Below are 20,468 nucleotides of genomic sequence, written 5' to 3'. Positions count from 1 at the left end.
TGAAAACCATGTAATATAATGAGAGCAATGTACTTATAAAAAAAGAAAAACGGGAGGAAAAGAATGTTTGTTGGGTCTTTTTGGTCGCTGGTTCCGGCGATTATTGCCATTGTCTTGGCACTGATTACTAAGGAGGTTTATTCTTCCTTATTTGTGGGGATTATTGCAGGGGGACTACTGTATTCCTCCTTCAGCTTTGAGGGAACCATACAGCATGTGTTTGTAGATGGAATGATCGCACAGCTGTCAGATTCCTGGAATGTGGGAATCCTGATCTTCCTTGTGGTTCTGGGAAGCATGGTTATGCTTATGAACAGAGCCGGCGGATCATCAGCCTTTGGATGGTGGGCAATCAACCACGTTAAGACCAAGGCAGGCGCACAGGTTGCAACCATAGTACTTGGTATCCTGATCTTTATCGATGACTATTTCAACTGCCTTACAGTAGGTTCTGTAATGAGGCCACTTACTGATAAGCACAAGATTTCCAGAGAGAAGCTGGCATATCTTATTGATGCTACTGCAGCTCCAATCTGTATCATTGCACCTATTTCTTCCTGGGCAGCAGCTGTTACAGGATTTGTAGATGGGGCCAATGGACTGACCCTTTTCGTGAGGGCTATTCCTTATAATTTCTATGCAATTCTTACCATTGTCATGATGTTTACTCTTACTTTTGCCGGATTTGATTATGGTCCAATGAAAAAGACTGTTTTGGAGATCAAACCGGATGAATCTGACTTCAGGAAAAAAGTTGCATCAAGTATCACAGGTGCTGACGACCAGCCTACACCACCTGTTTCCATGAAGGGACGTGTGGAGCATCTTGTAGTTCCTATCGTAGTTCTTTTTATCAGCTGCGTTATCGGAATGATCTACACAGGTGGATTTTTCTCAGGTGAAAATTTCATTGATGCCTTCTCAAATTCAGATGCTTCAGTAGGACTCGTGTACGGATCTGTAGCAGCTCTTTTGATAACGATTGTTTTCTATGTGGCTACGAAGGTGCTTACCTTTAACGAGTGCATGAATGCAATTCCTGAAGGCTTCAAGAGCATGGTTCCGGCTATTTTGATCCTGACCTTCGCTTGGACTTTGAAGTCTATGACAGATTCACTTGGAGCAAAGGATTATGTGGCAGGACTTGTGTCCGGATTCGCAGGAAACAGCGCAGTGATCTCAATGCTTCCGGCTATCATATTTGTAGTGGCATTGTTCCTCGCATTCTCTACAGGAACAAGCTGGGGAACCTTTGGAATCCTTATTCCTATCGTAGTTGGAGTATTTGGCGCAGACCTTGCAAATGAGCTTATGATCATTTCTATCTCAGCCTGCATGGCAGGTGCTGTTTGCGGAGACCACTGCTCACCGATTTCTGATACTACTATCATGGCCAGCGCGGGAGCTCAGTGTAATCACATTAGTCACGTATCCACACAGCTTCCCTATGCCATCACAGCTGCAGCAGTTTCCTTTGTGGCTTACATCCTTGCAGGATTCATCAAGAGCTGGTTTATCTGCCTTCCACTGGGAATTGTGCTGATGATCGGTACAATATTAGTGATAAAAGGCATTACAACAAAGGAAGCATAAAAGCTCATGAACGATTACAACGTTATTTTTGATATGGACGGAGTTATATTTGACTCTGAAAGAGCTCTTTACGACTGCTGGGTGGAAGTGGCCAGAGAGCATGGTTATGACCTGGATCTGGTAAGGGAGACCTACATAAAATGCATAGGCACCAACAACAACCAGACCACACAGATCTATGAGGATGCTTTTTTACCGATTCTTGGGCCCGAGGGCTGCAGGGATTTCTGGGATGAGAGCAATTCTCTCCACAAAGAGAGGTATAAGGACGGACTATTTCCCATTAAGCCCGGGGTAAAAGAAATCCTGGAGTATCTCCACGGGACTGGCATCAAGATTGGCATAGCCTCCTCTTCCAGAAAAGAGACAGTAGAAAGACAGATCGGCGTAGCAGGACTTTCCCATTACTTTGACGGAATAGTAGGGGGAGATGCTGTAAAGATAAGTAAGCCCAATCCTGAGATATATCTCCTTGCCTGCAGTGAATTTGGCTTTGAGCCTGAGAAAACCTTTGCCATAGAGGATTCTTTCAATGGCATAAGAGCTGCGAAGGCAGCAGGCATGAGACCTATAATGGTTCCGGATATGATTCCTGCGGATGAGGAAATGAGAAGTCTCTCTGAGCGGATATTCACAGATCTTACGGAAACAATGGGATATTTTAGAACACTGTAAAGCACAAGAAAAAGGCCCTTCAGGCGCAACCTGAAGGGCCTTTTGTTGCGCATTAACCCACAGTTTCTCACATAATACCGAAGAGATACCGTTTGCGCAAAACGTTACCGACAACGTTTCCGGAAACGTTACCGTTCCAAAAGTCAATGTGCAACATTTATAAAAATTCGTCAAAAATATCATTCACAGTGCTTAATTGACAAAAATATGCACAAAGGATAAACTCTTTATGTGAGCAACCGATTGCGCAAAGTTGCGCAGTCATTTTTATCAAAAAACGGAGGGATAAAAATTATGAAAAAGAAATTGGTTTCAGTTCTTTTGACAGCTGCAATGGGTGCAACACTTCTTGCAGGCTGCGGAGAGGGAGCAGCTGACTCTGTATCAGAGGAAGAGGTTCAGCAGGCAGTTGAAGAGGTCGCAGCTACAGTTGAGGAAGCAGCTAAGGAAGAGGCAACAGAGGTTACAGACTACGGCACAGGCGAGATCAAGATCTGGGTAGCTGATAACGTTGTTGACTTCACAAATTCTGAGCTTGCTAAGTTCCAGGAAGCTCATCCAGAGTTCGCTGGATACACATATACTGTTGAGGCAGTAGGTGAGGGCGATGCAGCAGGAAACATGATCACAGACGTTGAGGCTGGTGCTGATATCTACGCATTCGCTCAGGATCAGATCGCTAGACTTGTTACAGCCGGAGCTCTTGAGGTTGTTGAAGATTCTAACGCAGAAGCTGTTAAGGCTGAGAACGATGCCGGTGCTGTTGGCGCTGCTACAGTAGGTGGCACACTTTATGCATATCCTCTTACATCAGATAACGGTTACTTCCTTTACTATGACAAGAGCGTTGTAAAGGATCCTTCAACTCTTGAAGGCATCATCGCTGATTGCGAAGCAGCTGGCAAGAACTTCTACTTCGAGATCAACTCAGGTTGGTACCAGACAGCATTCTTCTTCGGAACAGGTGCTGAGCTTACATATGAGACAGACGATCAGGGTAACTTCACAAAGTGCAATTCAACATACGCTAGCGACAAGGGTGTTGAGGCTCTTAAGAAGATCGCCGAGGTTGCTTCTTCAAAGTCATTCCAGAACGGTTCATCTATCAGCAATGCAACAAACGTTGGTGCAATCGTTGATGGTACATGGGATGCACAGGCAGCTAAGGACCTCTTCGGTGACAACTATGCATGCGCTAAGCTTCCTACATTCACATGCTCAAATGGCGAGACACATCAGATGAGCGGATTCGGTGGATTCAAGCTCCTTGGTGTTAAGCCTCAGGAAGATGATCTTAAGCTTGCAGTTTGCGATGCTCTTGCAGCATTCCTTTCAAGCGAAGAAGTTCAGCTCGACAGATACAATGCAGTAGGTTGGGGTCCTTCAAACTTAAAGGCACAGCAGTCTGATGCAGTTAAGTCTGACGAAGCTCTTTCAGCTCTTGCAGAGCAGCTCCAGTACACAATTCCTCAGGGACAGTACCCTGGCGACTACTGGTCACTTGCAACATCACTTGGTGATTCTGTAATCTCTGGCGAGATCACAAAGGATTCAAGCGATGACGTATTCAAGAAGGCTCTTGAAGACTTCCAGGCAACTTGTGAGAGTTACGCGAAATAAATAGATAATAAGCATATTCTTCAGGCCCGGATTCTTCAGGTTTCCGGGCCTGTATTTAACTAGTAAACCTGTTTATGACGTACAAAGGAGGCCAAAGGTATGGCACAGGGCGCAGCAAATAAAAAGAAAAATGCGGTGTCGACCTTCTTTGAGGCTCTGGGAAGGGGCTTTAAGGAAATAGGGGTAACATTTACTGAGGGAGACTTTAAGACAAAGCTTTCTTTCATTATTCTCGGACTTGGTCCGATACTTAGGGGACAGATCCTGATAGGAGTAACACTTCTTCTTTGCGAGGTGCTTTTCATCTACTTTATGACAGGATTTGGATGGCAGTATCTTTCCAAGCTTTCAACTCTTGGAACAGTAGCGACCAAAAAGGTAGGAAGAAAGACCGTTTACGGTGACAACAGCTTCCTGATCCTTTTGTTTGGCGTTTTATGTATCTTTGCAATTCTTGCATTTATTGCAATCTGGTACATCAATGTGAAGGAAAACAGAAAGGAAGAGCTTCGCCTTAAAGAGGGCAAGAAGCTTCCTACAAACGGAGAAGTTTTCCATTCACTTTTTGACAAGAATTTCCACAAGACACTCTTAGCAATTCCGGTAACAGGTATTTTCGTGTTCACAGTACTTCCTATTGTGTTCATGATCCTTGTTGCCTTCACTAATTACGACAAAAACCACCAGTCTCCAACCAATCTTTTTACCTGGGTTGGACTTGAGAACTTCAAGAATCTGGTTTCATTTACAGGAGCGGGCATTGGCCCTACTTTCTTGCAGGTTCTGGCATGGACTCTTGTATGGGCTCTGTTTGCAACCTTTACAAACTACTTCCTTGGTATGGCAGTAGCCATGCTCATCAACAAAAAGGGCATAAAGTTCAAGAAGCTCTGGAGAACAATCCTGGTTCTTACCATTGCTGTTCCTCAGTTCGTATCACTTCTTTATGTCATGAAGATGTTCGCTAATGATGGACTTATTAACGGATATCTGATCAAGTGGGGAATCATAGACAGCTATATTCCATTCTGGACAGATCCAATGCTTGCAAGGATCACAATCATCGTTGTAAATATCTGGATCGGTATTCCTTACATGATGCTTATCGCAACAGGACTTCTGATGAATATTCCTGAGGATCTTTACGAGAGCGCAAGGATTGACGGAGCAAACCCATGGCAGATGTTCAGAAGCATCACACTTCCATACATGCTCTTTGTCACAGGACCTTTCCTTTTGACACAGTTCACAGGAAACCTCAACAACTTCAACGTCATTTACCTTCTTACTCAGGGTAAGCCACAGTCAGTTAACCTGGCTGAAAAGGCAGGAAACACAGACCTTCTTATCACCTGGCTCTACAAGATGACGGTCAATGACACTAACTACAGGATGGCAGCAGTAATCGGTATTATGGTATTCATTGTTACAGCGGTTATCTCGCTGGTTGTTTACAACATGCTTCCATCAGTTAAAGATGAGGAGGGCTTCCAATAATGAAATCATACAAGACAAAAAGAACCGTTGGAAATATCCTCGGTTACATCTTATTGATACTTATAAGCATTATCTGGCTGTTCCCATTTGTGGGGCTTGTGCTTCAGAGCTTCAGGTCCTATGCCACTGAGTACGGCGGAATGGTGGACTACCTGGTACCAAAGGCATTTTCTTTGGATAACTATAAATTCCTTTTTGATACAAGCCAGACCAACTACCTTCTCTGGTACAAGAACACCATTGTGATAGCTCTTTTCGTGTCACTGTTCCAGACATTGATGCAGCTGTGTGTCAGCTATGCGCTTTCAAGAATGAGATTTACAGGAAGGACTTTCCTTATGAGATTCTGGCTGATCCTTGGAATGTTCCCGGGATTCCTTACCATGATCTGTCTGTACTTCCTGCTTAAGCAGTTCGGTCTGACACAGGCAGGTGCCATCCCTGGATTGATCCTGGTATCAGTTGCCAGCTCCGGAATGGGATACTATGTCTGCAAGGGTTACTTTGACACAATCCCTAAGGCTCTGGATGAAGCTGCCATGATCGATGGCGCAACAAGGGCCAGGATATTCTTTACCATGGTAATACCTATGTCTAAGCCTATCATCATCTACACAGCCCTGGTTGCATTCATGGCACCATGGTGTGACTACGTATTTGCTTCTTACGTAGCTTTCGGTCACGACACCAGCTACAACGTTGCAGTAGGTATGACAAGGTGGGTATGGACCAATGATTATCAGGGCTACTTCACAAGATTCTGCGCAGGCGGCGTTTTAGTTGCCATCCCTGTAACATTACTGTTCATGTTCCTCCAGAAGTACTATGTTGAGGGCGTAACAGGAGGCGCAGTAAAAGGCTGAACTGAGTTCTTAGCGAGGTAGTGTCGAGCTTAGAAACGAAGTTCGTTCTGGCGAGCGAAGCGAGAGCAGAACTACCTTATTATACTGGAATTAAAGGACACAAATGATATGCCAGAAAGCAAGATCACCATCGATGACATTGCCAGGGAACTGGGAATCTCCAAGACTACAGTCTCCAGAGCTATCTCCGGTAAGGGCCGTGTAGGAGGAGAGACCAGATCCAGGGTACTACAGTTCATCGAGGAGCATAATTACAAACCGAACATGATGGCCAGAGCCCTGGCACAGCAAAAGACCTATAACATCGGTGTAGTTTGGCCGGATGATTACAACGCTGTGGACCTCCCTTTCTTTCAGCGCTGTATGATAGGCATGAGCGAGATAACATCAAGCTATGGCTACGATATTGTGGTTTCTCTTATCACAGGAGATGACATCTCGGGGCTAAAGAGGATCATCGACAATCATAAGGTTGATGGAATTATTCTCACAAGGACTCTGGTGGATGATGCGCCGGCCAGGTTTCTTAAGGAAAGTGGTATACCTTTTGTAACTGTTGGAAGTACTGATGATCCTGAGATCATTTCAGTGGATAACGACAATTTCTCGGCTTGTTCCGAGCTTACCAGTATCCTTATTGCCAAGGGGCTTAGGCGTCTGGCTCTTATCGGAGGATCCACCGGTCATGTCATAACAAAGACCAGATACGATGGCTTTATGGAAGCTTTCAAAAATGCCGGGTTTCCTGTTGATTCAGGACTTGTTTATCTGGACGTTGAGAATATCTCAAAGGTGGGCAACATCTTAAAAGAGCTGCTCAAAAAGAACATTGATGGAGTTATCTGCATGGATGATTACCTGGCGGGAGAAGTGATATCCAGGTGCAGGGATGAACATATCAGGATTCCGGAGGAGCTGAGACTGGCCTCCTTCTACAACAGCTCCATCCTGGAAAGCGCCATTCCTTCAGTGACTTCCCTGAATTTCAATGACAGGAATCTTGGAGCAGTGGCAGCAAAGACACTTTTGGACCTTATCGATAACGGAACGGCCAAAAGCAGAATGCTCAGTAATTATGAAGTTGTATTAAAAGAAAGTACCAAGTAACTATTGATGGGGATCGGCCATAGTGACTGGTCCCCTTTTTAAGAGGAGTACAATATGAAAATTACATCAGCTTCTCACATCACCTATGATCCTGTTAGCCTGATGGTTGACGGAAATCGCTGGTTTCCAATGATGGGAGAAATGCACTTTAGTAGATATCCGAAGCAGTACTGGGATGAGGAACTGGCTAAAATGAAGTCCGGAGGAATAGACATTGTTTCTCTGTATGTGATCTGGATCCATCACGAGGAGATCCGGGGAGAGTTTGATTTTACCGGCGACAGAGACCTTAAGAGCTTCCTTGAAGCAGTAAAAAGAAGCGGCCTTTACTGTATCCTTAGAATTGGCCCCTGGGCCCACGGTGAGGCAAGAAACGGAGGTTTCCCGGACTGGCTTTTGGAGGATGCAAAGGAAAACGGCTATGAGACCAGAACCGATGCACCAAGATATCTCGAGCATGTAAGAACCTTTTATGAAAAGACCTATGAACAGGCTAAAGGCTTTTTCCTGAAGGATGGCGGTCCTGTCATTGGCATACAGATTGAAAACGAATACGGCCACTGCGGTGGGAGAAACGGTCAGGAGGGCGAGAACCACATGAAGACCCTGCTTTCCATGGCTAAGGAGATTGGTTTTGAAGCACCTATCTACACAGCAACAGGCTGGGGCGGAGCTGTTACAGGCGGAATGCTTCCTGTTATGGGCGGATACTGCGAGGCTCCATGGGATCAGCGCCTTACTGAGATTGAGCCCAGCGGTAACTACATCTTCACAAGAGAACGCAATGACCACAATATCGGCTCTGACCATGGCCTTGGAGTTGGGATAACGTTTGATATGGATAAGTTCCCCTACCTTACTGCAGAGCTGGGAGGCGGCCTTCAGGTTACTCACCACAGAAGACCCGTTGCCACCGGAACTGACACAGAGGCCATGACCATGACAAAGCTGGGAAGCGGAGCGAACCTTCTTGGCTACTACATGTACCATGGCGGAACCAATCCTTACGGAAAGCTGACAACCCTTCAGGAGACCAGAGAAACCGGCTATCCCAATGACCTTCCGGAATACTCTTATGATTTCAACGCTCCACTTCGTGAGTTTGGTCAGATGGAGGATACCTACAGAAGGGTAAGGCTTCTTTCGCAGTTCATCCATGATTTCGGAGATGACCTTACGGACATGGCCTACACTGAGCAGCCTGGAAATCCCGAAAAGCCTGATGACTTTAAGAGCCTTAGAACTGCAGTCAGATACAAGACAGTGACAGACTCAGAAGGACAGAAGATCCCCAAAGGTTATCTTTTTGTAAACAACTATCAGAGAAGATATGAGATGGCCCGTCACGAAGGCGCTGAGCTTCAAGCCTTTGCTGAAGATGGCACCACGGTTCTTGCTTCTTTTGCTAAAAGAAATATCGAGGACGGAGATTTCTTTTTCTATCCCTTCAACCTGGAGGTTGGGCCCAAAGCTCTTTTGACAATAGATGCAACTCCACTTTGCATACTGGAAAATGCTGACGGAAAGGGCCACAGCACCTACGTGTTCTACACTGACACTGACAGGGAAGTGAGTGCGGACGTCAGGGGAGACCTTGATGGAAACAGCATCCTGACCATCACCAAGAATGAGGCGATACATGCTGTAAAGGTCAGGATCGGAGGCAGGGATCACCTGATCATATCCGAGGCAGATGCAGTTACTGATGCCGATGGTCATGTTCAGCTCTATTTTGAAGTTCCTGACCAGGCAAAAGAAATAACACCTGTTTTCAGATGCTTCCCGGAAATGAGCGCTCCTTCAGGCTTTGAACTCAAGAAAAATGCAGGAGAGGCAGCAGATTTTATAACCGGAGATGCGTTTGCAATTTACCAGGGACTAAATCCGCTTAAGAATGACTGCAAGGGTGAGTTTAAATCAGTTTCTGAAACAGAGTACGCTCTCACAGTTCCCGGAAACCTCAAGGGGGCAGAAGAAATCTTCCTTCACATTGACTACGAGGGAGACTGCGCAAAGCTTCTTAAGGGAGACCAGGTTCTTACTGACAGCTTTTACACTGGTCAGGAGTGGGAAATAGGCTTAAAGAGGTACTTTGACAGGTTTGGCACTTCCGATGAACTGGAACTTAAGGTGCAGCTTCAGCCTCTTTTCAAGGAAGATAAGCTCTATCTCCAGAAGTGGCCGGAAATGGTTGATGGAAAGGCCTGCAGAATTGTTAATATACATTTTATAGTTCAATATCGTGTCAATATTTCATAATTTATTGATTTGACGTATAATAGTGCTATGGGATTTATGCGCTCCTGTAGCACTATTTTTCATTTGGGGCGCTTTTGAGGCGACCGGAGACAGCGTATGCAGTATAACTATTACTTTGATATCTGCGCTTTATGTATATTGATGACGCTTGCCATAACCTCTCTGTCCAGAAGGTGGGTTCCTGCCTATAGACAGAGAGCTTATACTATGCTGTTTACTGCTACCTTCCTGGCTACTCTTGCGGAGAGAATAGAGACCTTTCTTCAGATGTTTCCTTCTCCTTCTAGTGTCTGGTATCATCCGGCGGAAATGCTCTGCGGTTCCGTGTATTTCATTGCCCACATGGGTACCGGTTTTTGCTATCTTTTGTACATCAAGGCTGTTCTTGATATCTACATTGACTTCAGAAAGTTTTCGGATTTTGTAGGCGTTCTTTTGGCCTACATTGCTGGGATCATCCTGATCATCATTAATATCTTTGTTCCTATTGTCTTTTATTATGATGAAAATGGCCTCTATAACAGAGGACCTTTGGTGTTCGTTTTTTATCTGTTTGCGTTGTACTATATTGGGTACGGCTTTTACCTGCTTATACGATATAAAAAGCTTATGAGGAGAAGAACCAGGATGGTTATCATTTCCTATGTGGGCTTTATCGGGGTGGGCATGATAATCCAGTACTTCTATCCGACAGTTCTTATAGAGAATCTGTTTACCGTCATTAGTATATCTTTGGTATATATTTCCTTGCAGAATCCAACAGAGATGGTAGATGAGCATCTCAACATCCTGAACAGGAAGGCTTTTCTGGAGGGACTTGATCTTAAGACCAACAGAAAGAGTCCTCACAGCACTGTTTTCCTTACTGTTGATAACATCAGTGCTCTGAGTGAGGAGATGGGATATACCCAGACCCAGGATCTTCTCAGGAGGATATCAAAGTATTTAAAGAGCGTTGGAAACAGAGAACTTAGGATTGAGACCTATACCTACAGGTATTCAGAAAATGTTTTTGCTGTATCTGCCCATACAGATGACAGGGAAAAGACAGAAAGCCTTCTTCAGGCAATAGCAGCAAGGCTTCAGGAACCATGGGTGTTCTCAAACATGGCCATAAAAGTGGAGGGCCACTGCTTCCTTCTAAGATATCCTGAACACTACAGCACTTCAGTAGAACTGATGGGCAAGGTGGATTTTATCTGCGACAATGTGGAAAATGAAGTGGACGTGATCATTGATGCCAACAAAGACATTTATAAGAATCATGGTGGACTTCTTGATTACGACCTGATGGTAAGAAAAAATCTGGATGAAAAGAAAATTGTAGTCAAGTTCCAGCCTGTCCTTTCCAAGGTTTACAAGATCAATTATACGGCAGACGTGGTGTGCTATTTCTATGATGAGTGCGGAAATGAGATAGATCCCCGAGGCCATATTCCTGATATCAGGGTAACTCAGGCGCTGATGGATGCGGATGAATACGCCTATCGCATAGCCTGCAGATCTTTGAATTTCTGGAACGCAGGAGACAGAAACGGAAAGTACAGGGCGGTAGTAGGCATGTCTCAGGGTGAGATCTCAAGGCATGATTTCCTTAAGAGGATCAAGAAGATCCTCAGGGAAGAGAGAGCTGAAGCTTCCTGGATAACCCTTAAGCTTACTGAGACAACTATAACTACAATGAACCCGGTAGCTGAGCGAAATCTGAAAATGATGGCAGAAATGAAGAGTTATATCATAGTCGATAAATTTGGAAGCGGCTATGGAGATCTCGACAGAATCCTTTCACTGCCTGTCATAGAGGTCAATATTGACCACAGCATACTCCTTCAGGCTCAGGAATCTGAACAGATGAAGAGGGTTGCACAGGGAATTGTAAATCTTTTCCATGATATTAGTATTTTTGTGGGAGCATCAAAAATTAGTACCGAGGAAGACAAGCTCATGGCCGAAGAGCTGGGCTGCGATTTCCTTCTGGGGGATTATCTTGGTGTTCCGGTTGCCGATAGCTCTTTTGTCAAACGTATTGATTCGTATTTCGGCGAGGGATAAAGAATGGGTCTGATAACCAGTCCACAAAGCTATAATATCGCCTTTTCCATTGCATCTCTGCTTCTTGTTATCATAGTGCTTGTCATCGATGTATCCGAGGAAGCTCATAATAACAGGCAGAAGCAGATTTTTGGAATGATTATTTTTGACGCTCTGATACTCAATGTGGCAGGGCTTCTTCATAATGCATGGCTATACAATGAGACCTTCAATAATCTGATCACTGCGGACATGAATGTGGTATTTGTCCTTACGGAAAAGATATGTTCTTACCTGATGGCATATTTCTCCACCCTTTATGTATTGTCCATTTTCAGGATTTATCCGGACAATTTCATAAAGAAGGTAGTGCTTCTTCTTCCGGAATTGTACTGCATTGTTTTCTTTGCCAGCGGACTTTTTACAGATTACTATTTTACCTTCTCTGAAGCGGGAGAATTAGAGTACAACTACCTTCAGGGGGCATCTGTTAATCTGTGCCTGTTTATCTATTTCCCCTTTGTTGGCTATCTGTTCGTTAAATATATCAGGACTCTGAGCTCGGAAAAGGAAGTGGCGCTGATCATGTACTATCTCATGATGCTGGCGGGAATTCCTATAAGGATTCTTACAAAGTCCAGTTCTGTATTTGAGTTTAGTGTGTCCTTAGCTCTTTTAATGTGTGTGTACACCTTCCAGAATCCAAGCGAGTTTGCTGACAGGATATCCGGTGCAGGAACCAAGAACGCCCTGAATTTCACGGTTTCTACGAATCTCCTTCAGAAAAAAGTGTTTACCGTGTTTGGAATCGCTATAGAAAGAATTGATGTCATAACAGGTGGAGAGCCCCTTGAGGCTGTGTCAGAGCTTCTAAACCAGATTACAGCGTATCTGAAGCAGCTTTGTCCTGAGGGTAACACTTTCTATACGGATGATGGCCACTACATCATGATATTCCCAGAGGCCGAGCCTGATGACCCTGTGATAGAAAAGACTGCTGAGATCATTCAAAAGAGATTTAAAGAGCCCTGGAGGATGAGCGGCCAGGAGATAAGGCTATTCCAGAGCCCGTACGCCATCGGATTCCCGGACGAAGTGGATACCCTGGAGAAGTTCAATGAAGTCAGGGATGTGATAAAGAAGGCCCTACTTAGGCATAACAAGGAAGTTCTCAGGTTCAGGGATCTCAACTTAAAGCATGTTGAGCACGACAAAAAGATCGATAACATAGTAAGGCATGCTCTGGATGATGAACTTCTGGAGGTTTATTATCAGCCTATTTATAATCCGAAGGAAAAGAAATTTACCTCCTGTGAAGCGCTGCTAAGGTTACGGGATCCACAGCTTGGATTTATATCTCCTGCGATTTTCATGCCGGTTGCGGAGAGAAACGGAACAGTTATTGCCATAGATAATTTCGTTTTGAAATCCGTATGTGAGCTTATTTCATCAACGGATATGGCAAGCCTGGGACTGGATTACGTGGAGGTGAACCTGTCGGTAGTTGACTGTATCCAGACTAACCTGGCGGACAATGTGAAAAAGACTCTGAACAAATACAATGTTCGTCCGGATCAGATCAACCTGGAGATCACAGAGACCTTTGAAGAGGGAATAACTTCAGCAATGGACGAGAATATCAGAAGCCTTAAGGAATTTGGTATGTCTTTTTCTATGGATGATTTTGGAACAGGTTATTCCAATCTTGCCAGAATATCTTCACTGCCGGTGGACATCTTTAAGCTGGACAAGAGCATAATCCAGTCGGCATTTGAGTCAGAGACCTCTTACATGGTAATGATCAATCTGGTTAAGATCATAAAGGCCATGGACAAGCTGATCGTGGCTGAGGGTGTTGAGACTGAGGAGCAGGCAAAGCAGATAATAAGAGTTGGCTGCGACCACATTCAGGGCTTCTTTTACGCAAGGCCAATGCCAAAGGACAGATTTATTGAATTTTTGAGAAAGAACAACCAATAAAAATGTAATTTCTTGCAAACTAAGGGACATAATAGTAAAATTCAATCAGTGTGCTGTCTGCAGGATATGACGGCACACTGATATTGTAATAAGGAGATATTATATGGCGCTTATTAAGAAACCGGTAACCGGAATGAAGGACATACTTCCCGAGGAAATGGCTCTTAGGGATTATTGCATCGGCATCATCAAAAAGACCTATGGAGAGTTCGGATTTACATCCATTGAAACTCCTGCCGTTGAGTCCCTTGCAAACCTTAACAGCAAGCAGGGCGGAGAAAATGAGAAGCTCATCTTCAAGGTAATGAAGAGAGGTGAGAAGCTTAATCTTGAGACAGCTAAGGAGGAGAATGACCTTACTGATTCAGGACTTCGTTATGACCTTACAGTTCCGCTGGTTCGTTTTTATGCAAATCATGCAGGAGAGCTGCCTTCCCCATTTAAGGCACTTCAGATGGGAAATGTATGGAGAGCAGACAGACCTCAGAAGGGTAGATATCGTCAGTTCATGCAGTGTGATATCGACATCCTTGGCGAGGCTTCAAATCTTGCTGAGATAGAGCTTATCCTTGCCACCACCACAACTCTTGGCAGACTTGGATTTAAGGATTTCAAGATCAGGATCAATGACCGTAAGATCTTAAAGGCTATGGCTGCCTACAGTGGATTCCCTGAGGAGGAGTACGACAACGTATTCATCACTCTGGACAAGATGGATAAGATCGGCATTGATGGTGTTTCAGAGGAGCTTGTTAAGGCTGGATTTTCACAGGACAGTGTTAATAAGTACCTTGACCTTTTCAAGGCAGCAGAGGGAAAAGACTCTTTGGAGGGCCTTAAGGTCATCGCTGATAAGATAGGTGACTTCCTTGATGAAGAGACCAAGGAAGGACTTGCAGAGATCATCAGCTCAGTTGAGGAGACCAAGACAGCTCAGTTTGAGATGGTATTTGATCCCACTCTGGTTCGCGGAATGAGCTACTATACAGGTACAATCTTCGAAGTAGCTATGCCACAGTACGGCGGAAGCTGTGGAGGCGGCGGACGTTACGATAAGATGGTTGGAAAGTTCCTTGGACAGGAAACTCCTGCCTGTGGCTTCTCCATCGGCTTTGAGCGTATCATCATGATCATGATGGATGAGGGCTTTAAGATTCCCGGAGCCAGCGAAAAGACTGCATTCCTCATCGAAAAGGGCATCAAGGGAGAAAGACTTGCCGAGATCATTGCCCAGGCTCAGAAGGAGAGAGCAGACGGAAGACAGGTGCTTGTAGTTCGCATGAACAAGAACAAGAAGTTCCAGAAGCAGCAGCTCACAGATCAGGGATATGAGGACTTCAAGGAGTTCTACCTTAATCCACTTAGTTAAAGGAGATTCAGACAGTTGGACGTTCATTTGGTCAGGTTAATAGTTCTTATAATTTTAGTGCTGCTGTCGGCGTTCTTTTCCTCTGCCGAGACGGCGCTTATGACCTGTAATAAGGTCAAGATGAAAGCTTTGGCAGATGAAGGAAATAAGAGAGCAGCAAGGGTTCTTAAGATTACGGAGGATGCCCAGAAGGTCTTATCGGCAATCCTCATTGGAAATAACATAGTAAATCTTAGTGCTTCAGCTCTCATGACAGTGTTTGTAACTGACAGGTTCGGAAGCTTTGCAATTGGTGTCGGTACCGGAGTTCTTACTCTTGTTGTACTGATATTTGGTGAGATAGTACCAAAGACCATTGCTACCTCCTATGCGGAGAATATTTCCATCTGGTATTCAGGCGTTGTAATGGCACTGATGACTATTGTTACACCGGTCAGCATTGTTATAAATGGCGTGTCTACCGTTATCCTGAAGATCCTTCATGTTAACACAGACAACCATCAGGCCATGACTGAAAATGAACTTAAGACCTACGTGGACGTAAGCCACGAGGATGGTGTCATAGAAAGCGGCGAGAAGGAGATCATCTACAACGTATTTGATTTCAGCGACGCAGTAGCCAAGGACATCATGATACCAAGGATAGACATGTCCTGTGTAAGTACAGAAGCCACCTATAATGAAGTTATGAAGATCTTCAAGGAGGATATGTACACCAGAATACCTGTTTATGAGGGAAATGAGCAGGATAACATTATTGGACTTATAAATGTAAAAGACCTGATCCTTCTTGAGGATAAAGAGAACTTCAAGATAAAGGATCACCTGAGAAAAGCTTATTACACCTACGAGTTTAAAAAGACCGCTGATCTTTTGGTGGAGATGCGCGAAAAGTCCCAGAACGTTGCCTTTGTTCTCTCTGAGTACGGCGCAACAGTGGGAATGATCACATTGGAGGATCTGCTTGAAGAGATAGTCGGTGAGATCAGAGATGAGTACGACTCAGATGAGATCAATCTGATCAAGAACGTAGGCGGAAGACGTTACCTGGTTGAAGGTAACATGAAGCTTGATGACATCAACGATGAGCTTAAGACAGACCTTGATTCAGAGGACTACGACTCCATCGGAGGACTTATGATCGAGGCTCTGGACAGACTCCCAGGCTACGGAGAGACCGTTACTCTTGATAACGGCATTACTCTTACAGCCCGTGGAATCAAGGGTAATCGTATCACTAAGGTCTTGATCACGGTAAACACACCGGTTACAGAAGAAGAGAAAGAATAATGAGACAAAAAAGAGGGCGGTACTTTTTGTACCGCCCCTTTGTATGTGCGCCTAGCGGCGCACGTTTCTAACGGGTTAAAGTCCCGAATCCGCCCGGTAGTGGGAAGGATATAGCCGAAGGCAAGGGTGTCCATCGTGAGGTGGAATCTGAAGGAAGCCGGATGTGAGGAACATACTAACTCACGGGCAAATCTCTGGTCTGACGAACAGAAATCTCATAAGAGGTCATGCATGAGGGTAAGACTGCATATCAAGCCGAAGCCCGATAACTACACGGAATCATGCATGATAGATGAGGCAGACGGATGGAGAGGAAGAAACGTGTGGTACCTAGGGAGGTCTGTGCGAAATGCTCTGAAAGGAGTAACCACTGTACAAGGAAACGAGGCGGTGCTGAACGCACAGAAGTCAGCAGAGGTCATAGTAGCCAAGAGGCGAAGGACCAAATCAATAGGAGTCTTGAGTATGACCGAGAAAGGAGGAATGACCATTTATGGCAGAAAACATTGAAAACAATGGCTGTTCGCAAAGAGATAATGCGGAACATGAAGGGTATGCGAAAGCGCGTAGGTCATTCAATCGGATATGGAAAGAAAGAGACAGTGCACAGCCGAAACTTTTAGAAGCGATACTGTATAAAGACAACTTTAACAGAGCGTACAAGAGAGTAAAGGCAAACAAGGGAGCGGCAGGAATTGATGGCATGACTATCGAAGAGGCACTTCCTTATCTCAAGGAACATCAACAGGAGCTAACCGACCGTATATTTCGTGGAAAGTACACTCCGTCGCCGGTCAGGCGAGTTGAGATCCCAAAACCAGATGGTGGTGTGCGTAAGCTTGGCATACCTACCGTGATAGACCGTACACTCCAGCAGGCAATAACCCAACAGTTAGTGCCTATCTATGAACCACTGTTTGCGGATGGAAGCTATGGTTACCGTCCAAACAGAGATGCAAAAGGAGCCATACTAAAGGTCAAAGAGTACGCAGAGCAAGGATACACATTTGCGGTGGTGCTTGATTTATCCAAGTATTTCGATACTCTGAACCACGAAATCCTTATAAATCTTCTCCGAAAGAATGTGAAGGACGAACGTGTGGTACAGCTCATAAAGCGCTATCTGAAAAGTGGAGTTATGGAAGACGGAGTGGTCATTGATACAGAGGAAGGTTCGCCCCAAGGTGGTAACCTATCGCCACTACTTGCGAACATCTACCTCAATGAGTTCGACCAAGAGTTTCTAAAGAGAGGTGTTCCCTGCATCAGATATGCGGATGACATAGTTCTCCTTGCCAAAAGCAAGCGGGCGTCGGAAAGACTCTTGGAAAGTAGTACGAGATATCTTGAAGAGAAACTAAAACTTACAGTTAACCGAGAGAAAAGCCGTACTGTAAGTGTGTTTGCAATCCGAAATTTTAAATTCCTTGGCTTTGCATTGGGAAGGAACGGAAGTGGCATATATGTCCGAGTTCATCCAAAGTCATGGAAGAAGTTTAAGTCCAAGCTGAAAGACTTATCTTCCCGTAAGTCTGTACAGTCCATCAAGCCAAGCCTAGAGAAAATCAAGGCATATGCTAGAGGGTGGCTTAACTATTATGGGATTGCCAGCATGAAGAACAACTTAGATGACATCAATGGATGGCTCTATCACAGAATACGCATGTGCATATGGATACAATGGAAATTGCCTAAGACTAAGAAGAGAAATCTGATTCGGATGGGTATACCAGAGTACTATGCACACATGGCGGCGAATTGCCGTAAAGGACATTGGTTCTGCTCCAACCTTTCTGCGGTGAAGCGAGCTATGTCAAAAGAAAGACTGATAAGCAGTGGCTTCTATGATTTAGCCACAGCCTATCAGTCTGTGCACGTCAACTATTGAAAGCGCCGTATACCGAACGGTACGTACGGTGTTGTGAGAGGACGGCGGTTAGCCACCGCCTCCTACTCTATCAGGCTTAATTGATCGTGAATCTTTCAAGGTTGCCATTGATTGTGTCAACCGCATCTGATACTGAAGAAGCTGCGTTGGCAACAAGCTCTGAGGAGGATGCAACTCCCTTGGCTGCCTCGGTAACCCTTTCTACGTTCTCAGCAATCTCCTGAGTAGATGCTGACTGCTCCTCGGATACAGAAGCCATGTTGGTGGCAACATCGTTAACCTTCTGCATCTGTTCTGCCATTTCTGTGAGGATGCTGTTAGCGTCTGAAAGCTCCTGAGTGATCTCCTTGAAGGTGTTGGCTGCTACATTTACGGTTTCAGCACTGTTGTTGATAAGAGTAGTATTTGTCTCGGACTTCTCAGACAGCATCTGAACCTTCTGGGACATATCCTTGATGATCTCACCAATCTGGTTGGTAGCATCTGCAGAGTTCTGTGCCAGCTGTCCAATCTCCTGAGCAACAACTGCGAAGCCCTTACCTGCTTCACCTGCTCTTGCAGCCTCGATGGATGCGTTAAGAGACAGGAGGTTGGTCTGTGAAGAAATGGAGTTGATCAGGTCAATGATCTGATTGATCTTATCTGCAGCTTCATCAACGTTAGCTACAGCGTCTGCCATATCCTTCATGGACTCAACAATGTCGGACATACCATCTGCCACTGTGGACATATCATGCTGTCCGGAATCAGCTTTTTTAACAAGCTCGTTCATGGATGCCTCAATCTGCTGTTCCTGATCTGTTACACTGGCAACAGTCTGGGCAAGAACAGTAGCGTTCTCAGCAACTTCATTAACGGCACTTGCCATGTTGTCGATGTTTTCTCTGATCTGAGTCATGCTTACGGACTGGTTGTTAGCTGCTTCTTCCAGATCTTCAGCTGTGGACTTGGAGGTCTGAGCATCTCCCATAAGCTTTCCGGAAACATCCTTGATCTCAGAAAGAGAATCTCTCATGCCATGGATAAAGTCGCCCATGGCTCTGTTCATGTATGCAATTTCGTCATCGCCCTTAGAGGTGATGTCTACGGTGAAGTCACCGCCGGAAATCTTTTCAATGTTATCAGTAAGCGCTGTAACAGGTTTCTTGATCATGCTGTGAAGCGCCTTGGTTATGATGATGATAACAAGAACTACAGATACAACTGTTACTATGATGAGAATGAAGATAAGTCTTAAGAGAGTTGAAAGAACTTCCTTCTGCTTGGCATAACTTACAACACTCCAGTCAGTTCCGCTGACGCCTGCTGTTACTGCATAGTATTTCTGACCGCCTGCTTTAAGAGGTACAACCTTTCCTACATCTTCCTCACTCTCACCTGCTACAAGCTCTGCTATAGCGGTTACAATGGGCTGATCTGTAACTTCGGAGACGTTCTTTCCGCAAAGGCTGGTATCATCTCTGTAGGAGAGGATGAGACCGCCCTTTGTGATCATCATTGATCCACCGGTCTCATTTATAACAACTTCATTCAGTTTTTCCTGGGACGCTGCCATGAAGAGATCTGCTGCAAAGCAGCCCTCTCTGCCGTCCTTTAAGTGTACGTGTCTGATAACTGTAGCACACAGGCCACCTGTTACTTCATCAAAATATGGCTGGTCATAGAAATAGAACCAGGAATTGTCGTAGCCTATAGCCTCTTTATACCAGGCTTTTTCGGTTATGCCATCCATTTGAAAGTCTGGTTCACTTGGATACAGGAAGGTTCCGTCGTTAAGAGCAAGATAAGCACCTGTAGGGATCATGTTGTATCTTCCTACTGTTCCTATCAGGTATTCCATTATATCGTCATTGTTCTTAAACTCGGTTTGTTCAACTGCATCAGCAACACCATTCAGATAGTAGAATGTTGAAGTCAGATCCTTGTTGACCTCAGAAGCACTGGCGCTAACCTGATTGCTGAGAGAGGTGTCAATAAGGTCTTTTACCAGATTGAAACCAAAGCCCAAAACAAGGAATTCTGCCACCAGGATACTGGCGATAAGTAGTCCTACAAACATTGCCGCCAGTCTTACACTGATGGCCTTTGGAGCACCTTTTTTAGCTGCATTACTACTAGTATTAGCATCTGCCATTGAAGAAACCCTCCTATAAGTTTGAAAAGAATATAATACTCCGTACATATACTAAATTACTGTCAGATTAACCTAAAACAGTAAAATATACATATACGAGAAAGCTCACAACCATGGGCTTTCTTTTTTTTCACATTTTACATTACTCTCCATTTAGGTTAA

14 protein-coding genes are annotated in these 20,468 nt (G+C 44.7%); 13 read left to right on the top strand and 1 reads right to left on the bottom strand.

The genetic code is table 11. From position 1 onward, the window contains the following. Window positions 1-63 precede the first annotated feature (63 nt). From BO18_RS03400 to ltrA, 13 genes are all read left to right on the top strand, one after another. On the top strand, window positions 64-1,593 hold the full coding sequence (locus BO18_RS03400; RefSeq protein WP_034443605.1) for a Na+/H+ antiporter NhaC family protein: 1,530 nt from the start codon (window positions 64-66) through the stop codon (window positions 1,591-1,593). Between the two features lie 6 nt (window positions 1,594-1,599). Continuing rightward, window positions 1,600-2,268, top strand: a complete 669-nt coding sequence (locus BO18_RS03395; RefSeq protein ID WP_034443603.1) for an HAD family hydrolase — start codon at window positions 1,600-1,602, stop codon at window positions 2,266-2,268. Between the two features lie 294 nt (window positions 2,269-2,562). Further along, a complete protein-coding gene (locus BO18_RS03390) occupies window positions 2,563-3,888 on the top strand; it encodes an extracellular solute-binding protein (RefSeq protein WP_034443601.1) in 1,326 nt (441 codons plus the stop codon). Between the two features lie 99 nt (window positions 3,889-3,987). Continuing rightward, window positions 3,988-5,385 carry a carbohydrate ABC transporter permease gene (locus BO18_RS03385; RefSeq protein WP_034443599.1) on the top strand — a complete coding sequence of 466 codons (1,398 nt, stop codon included), beginning with the start codon at window positions 3,988-3,990 and terminating at the stop codon, window positions 5,383-5,385. Beyond that, the gene (locus tag BO18_RS03380; protein ID WP_034443597.1) at window positions 5,385-6,248 is read left to right on the top strand and encodes a sugar ABC transporter permease; all 864 of its coding nucleotides are present in this window, start codon (window positions 5,385-5,387) and stop codon (window positions 6,246-6,248) included. The genes BO18_RS03385 and BO18_RS03380 overlap by 1 nt, the downstream gene beginning before the upstream one ends. A 108-nt stretch (window positions 6,249-6,356) precedes the next feature. After that, entirely contained in the window at window positions 6,357-7,355 is a 999-nt protein-coding gene (locus BO18_RS03375) for a LacI family DNA-binding transcriptional regulator (protein WP_034443595.1), read from the top strand. Between the two features lie 54 nt (window positions 7,356-7,409). Next, window positions 7,410-9,614 (top strand): beta-galactosidase, encoded by a 2,205-nt coding sequence (locus BO18_RS03370; protein WP_034443593.1) that lies wholly within the window; start codon window positions 7,410-7,412, stop codon window positions 9,612-9,614. A gap of 96 nt (window positions 9,615-9,710) precedes the next feature. Then, complete coding sequence (locus BO18_RS03365) at window positions 9,711-11,666, top strand: EAL domain-containing protein (protein ID WP_034443591.1); 1,956 nt, start codon at window positions 9,711-9,713, stop codon at window positions 11,664-11,666. Between the two features lie 3 nt (window positions 11,667-11,669). Then, a complete protein-coding gene (locus tag BO18_RS03360; protein WP_034443589.1) occupies window positions 11,670-13,625 on the top strand; it encodes an EAL domain-containing protein in 1,956 nt (651 codons plus the stop codon). A gap of 103 nt (window positions 13,626-13,728) precedes the next feature. Then, window positions 13,729-14,994, top strand: a complete 1,266-nt coding sequence (gene hisS, locus BO18_RS03355) for a histidine--tRNA ligase (protein WP_034443587.1) — start codon at window positions 13,729-13,731, stop codon at window positions 14,992-14,994. A gap of 15 nt (window positions 14,995-15,009) precedes the next feature. Continuing rightward, window positions 15,010-16,284 (top strand): HlyC/CorC family transporter, encoded by a 1,275-nt coding sequence (locus tag BO18_RS03350; RefSeq protein ID WP_034443585.1) that lies wholly within the window; start codon window positions 15,010-15,012, stop codon window positions 16,282-16,284. 135 nt (window positions 16,285-16,419) lie between these two features. Continuing rightward, the gene (locus tag BO18_RS35465; protein WP_242856505.1) at window positions 16,420-16,794 is read left to right on the top strand and encodes a hypothetical protein; all 375 of its coding nucleotides are present in this window, start codon (window positions 16,420-16,422) and stop codon (window positions 16,792-16,794) included. Continuing rightward, window positions 16,778-18,172 (top strand): group II intron reverse transcriptase/maturase, encoded by a 1,395-nt coding sequence (gene ltrA, locus BO18_RS03340; RefSeq protein WP_034443583.1) that lies wholly within the window; start codon window positions 16,778-16,780, stop codon window positions 18,170-18,172. The genes BO18_RS35465 and ltrA overlap by 17 nt, the downstream gene beginning before the upstream one ends. A gap of 76 nt (window positions 18,173-18,248) precedes the next feature. On the opposite strand, the gene BO18_RS03335 is transcribed toward ltrA, so the two are convergent. Then, window positions 18,249-20,306 (bottom strand): methyl-accepting chemotaxis protein, encoded by a 2,058-nt coding sequence (locus BO18_RS03335; protein ID WP_034443581.1) that lies wholly within the window; start codon window positions 20,304-20,306, stop codon window positions 18,249-18,251. Between the last annotated feature and the right edge of the window lie 162 nt (window positions 20,307-20,468).

It is taken from the genome of Butyrivibrio sp. AE2032, assembly GCF_000702965.1.
Note: the sequence above shows the minus strand (reverse complement) of the source record. Positions and strands in the feature narration are given on the sequence as shown.

Excerpts from the sequence above, each read along its gene's own strand:
- BO18_RS03335 (WP_034443581.1), bottom strand. The coding sequence starts at position 20,306 with ATGGCAGATGCTAATACTAGTAGTAATGCAGCTAAAAAAGGTGCTCCA.
- BO18_RS03400 (WP_034443605.1), top strand. The coding sequence starts at position 64 with ATGTTTGTTGGGTCTTTTTGGTCGCTGGTTCCGGCGATTATTGCCATT.
- BO18_RS03370 (WP_034443593.1), top strand. The coding sequence starts at position 7,410 with ATGAAAATTACATCAGCTTCTCACATCACCTATGATCCTGTTAGCCTG.
- BO18_RS03375 (WP_034443595.1), top strand. The coding sequence starts at position 6,357 with ATGCCAGAAAGCAAGATCACCATCGATGACATTGCCAGGGAACTGGGA.
- BO18_RS03380 (WP_034443597.1), top strand. The coding sequence starts at position 5,385 with ATGAAATCATACAAGACAAAAAGAACCGTTGGAAATATCCTCGGTTAC.
- BO18_RS03385 (WP_034443599.1), top strand. The coding sequence starts at position 3,988 with ATGGCACAGGGCGCAGCAAATAAAAAGAAAAATGCGGTGTCGACCTTC.
- BO18_RS03365 (WP_034443591.1), top strand. The coding sequence starts at position 9,711 with ATGCAGTATAACTATTACTTTGATATCTGCGCTTTATGTATATTGATG.
- ltrA (WP_034443583.1), top strand. The coding sequence starts at position 16,778 with ATGGCAGAAAACATTGAAAACAATGGCTGTTCGCAAAGAGATAATGCG.
- hisS (WP_034443587.1), top strand. The coding sequence starts at position 13,729 with ATGGCGCTTATTAAGAAACCGGTAACCGGAATGAAGGACATACTTCCC.
- BO18_RS03395 (WP_034443603.1), top strand. The coding sequence starts at position 1,600 with ATGAACGATTACAACGTTATTTTTGATATGGACGGAGTTATATTTGAC.
- BO18_RS03360 (WP_034443589.1), top strand. The coding sequence starts at position 11,670 with ATGGGTCTGATAACCAGTCCACAAAGCTATAATATCGCCTTTTCCATT.
- BO18_RS03390 (WP_034443601.1), top strand. The coding sequence starts at position 2,563 with ATGAAAAAGAAATTGGTTTCAGTTCTTTTGACAGCTGCAATGGGTGCA.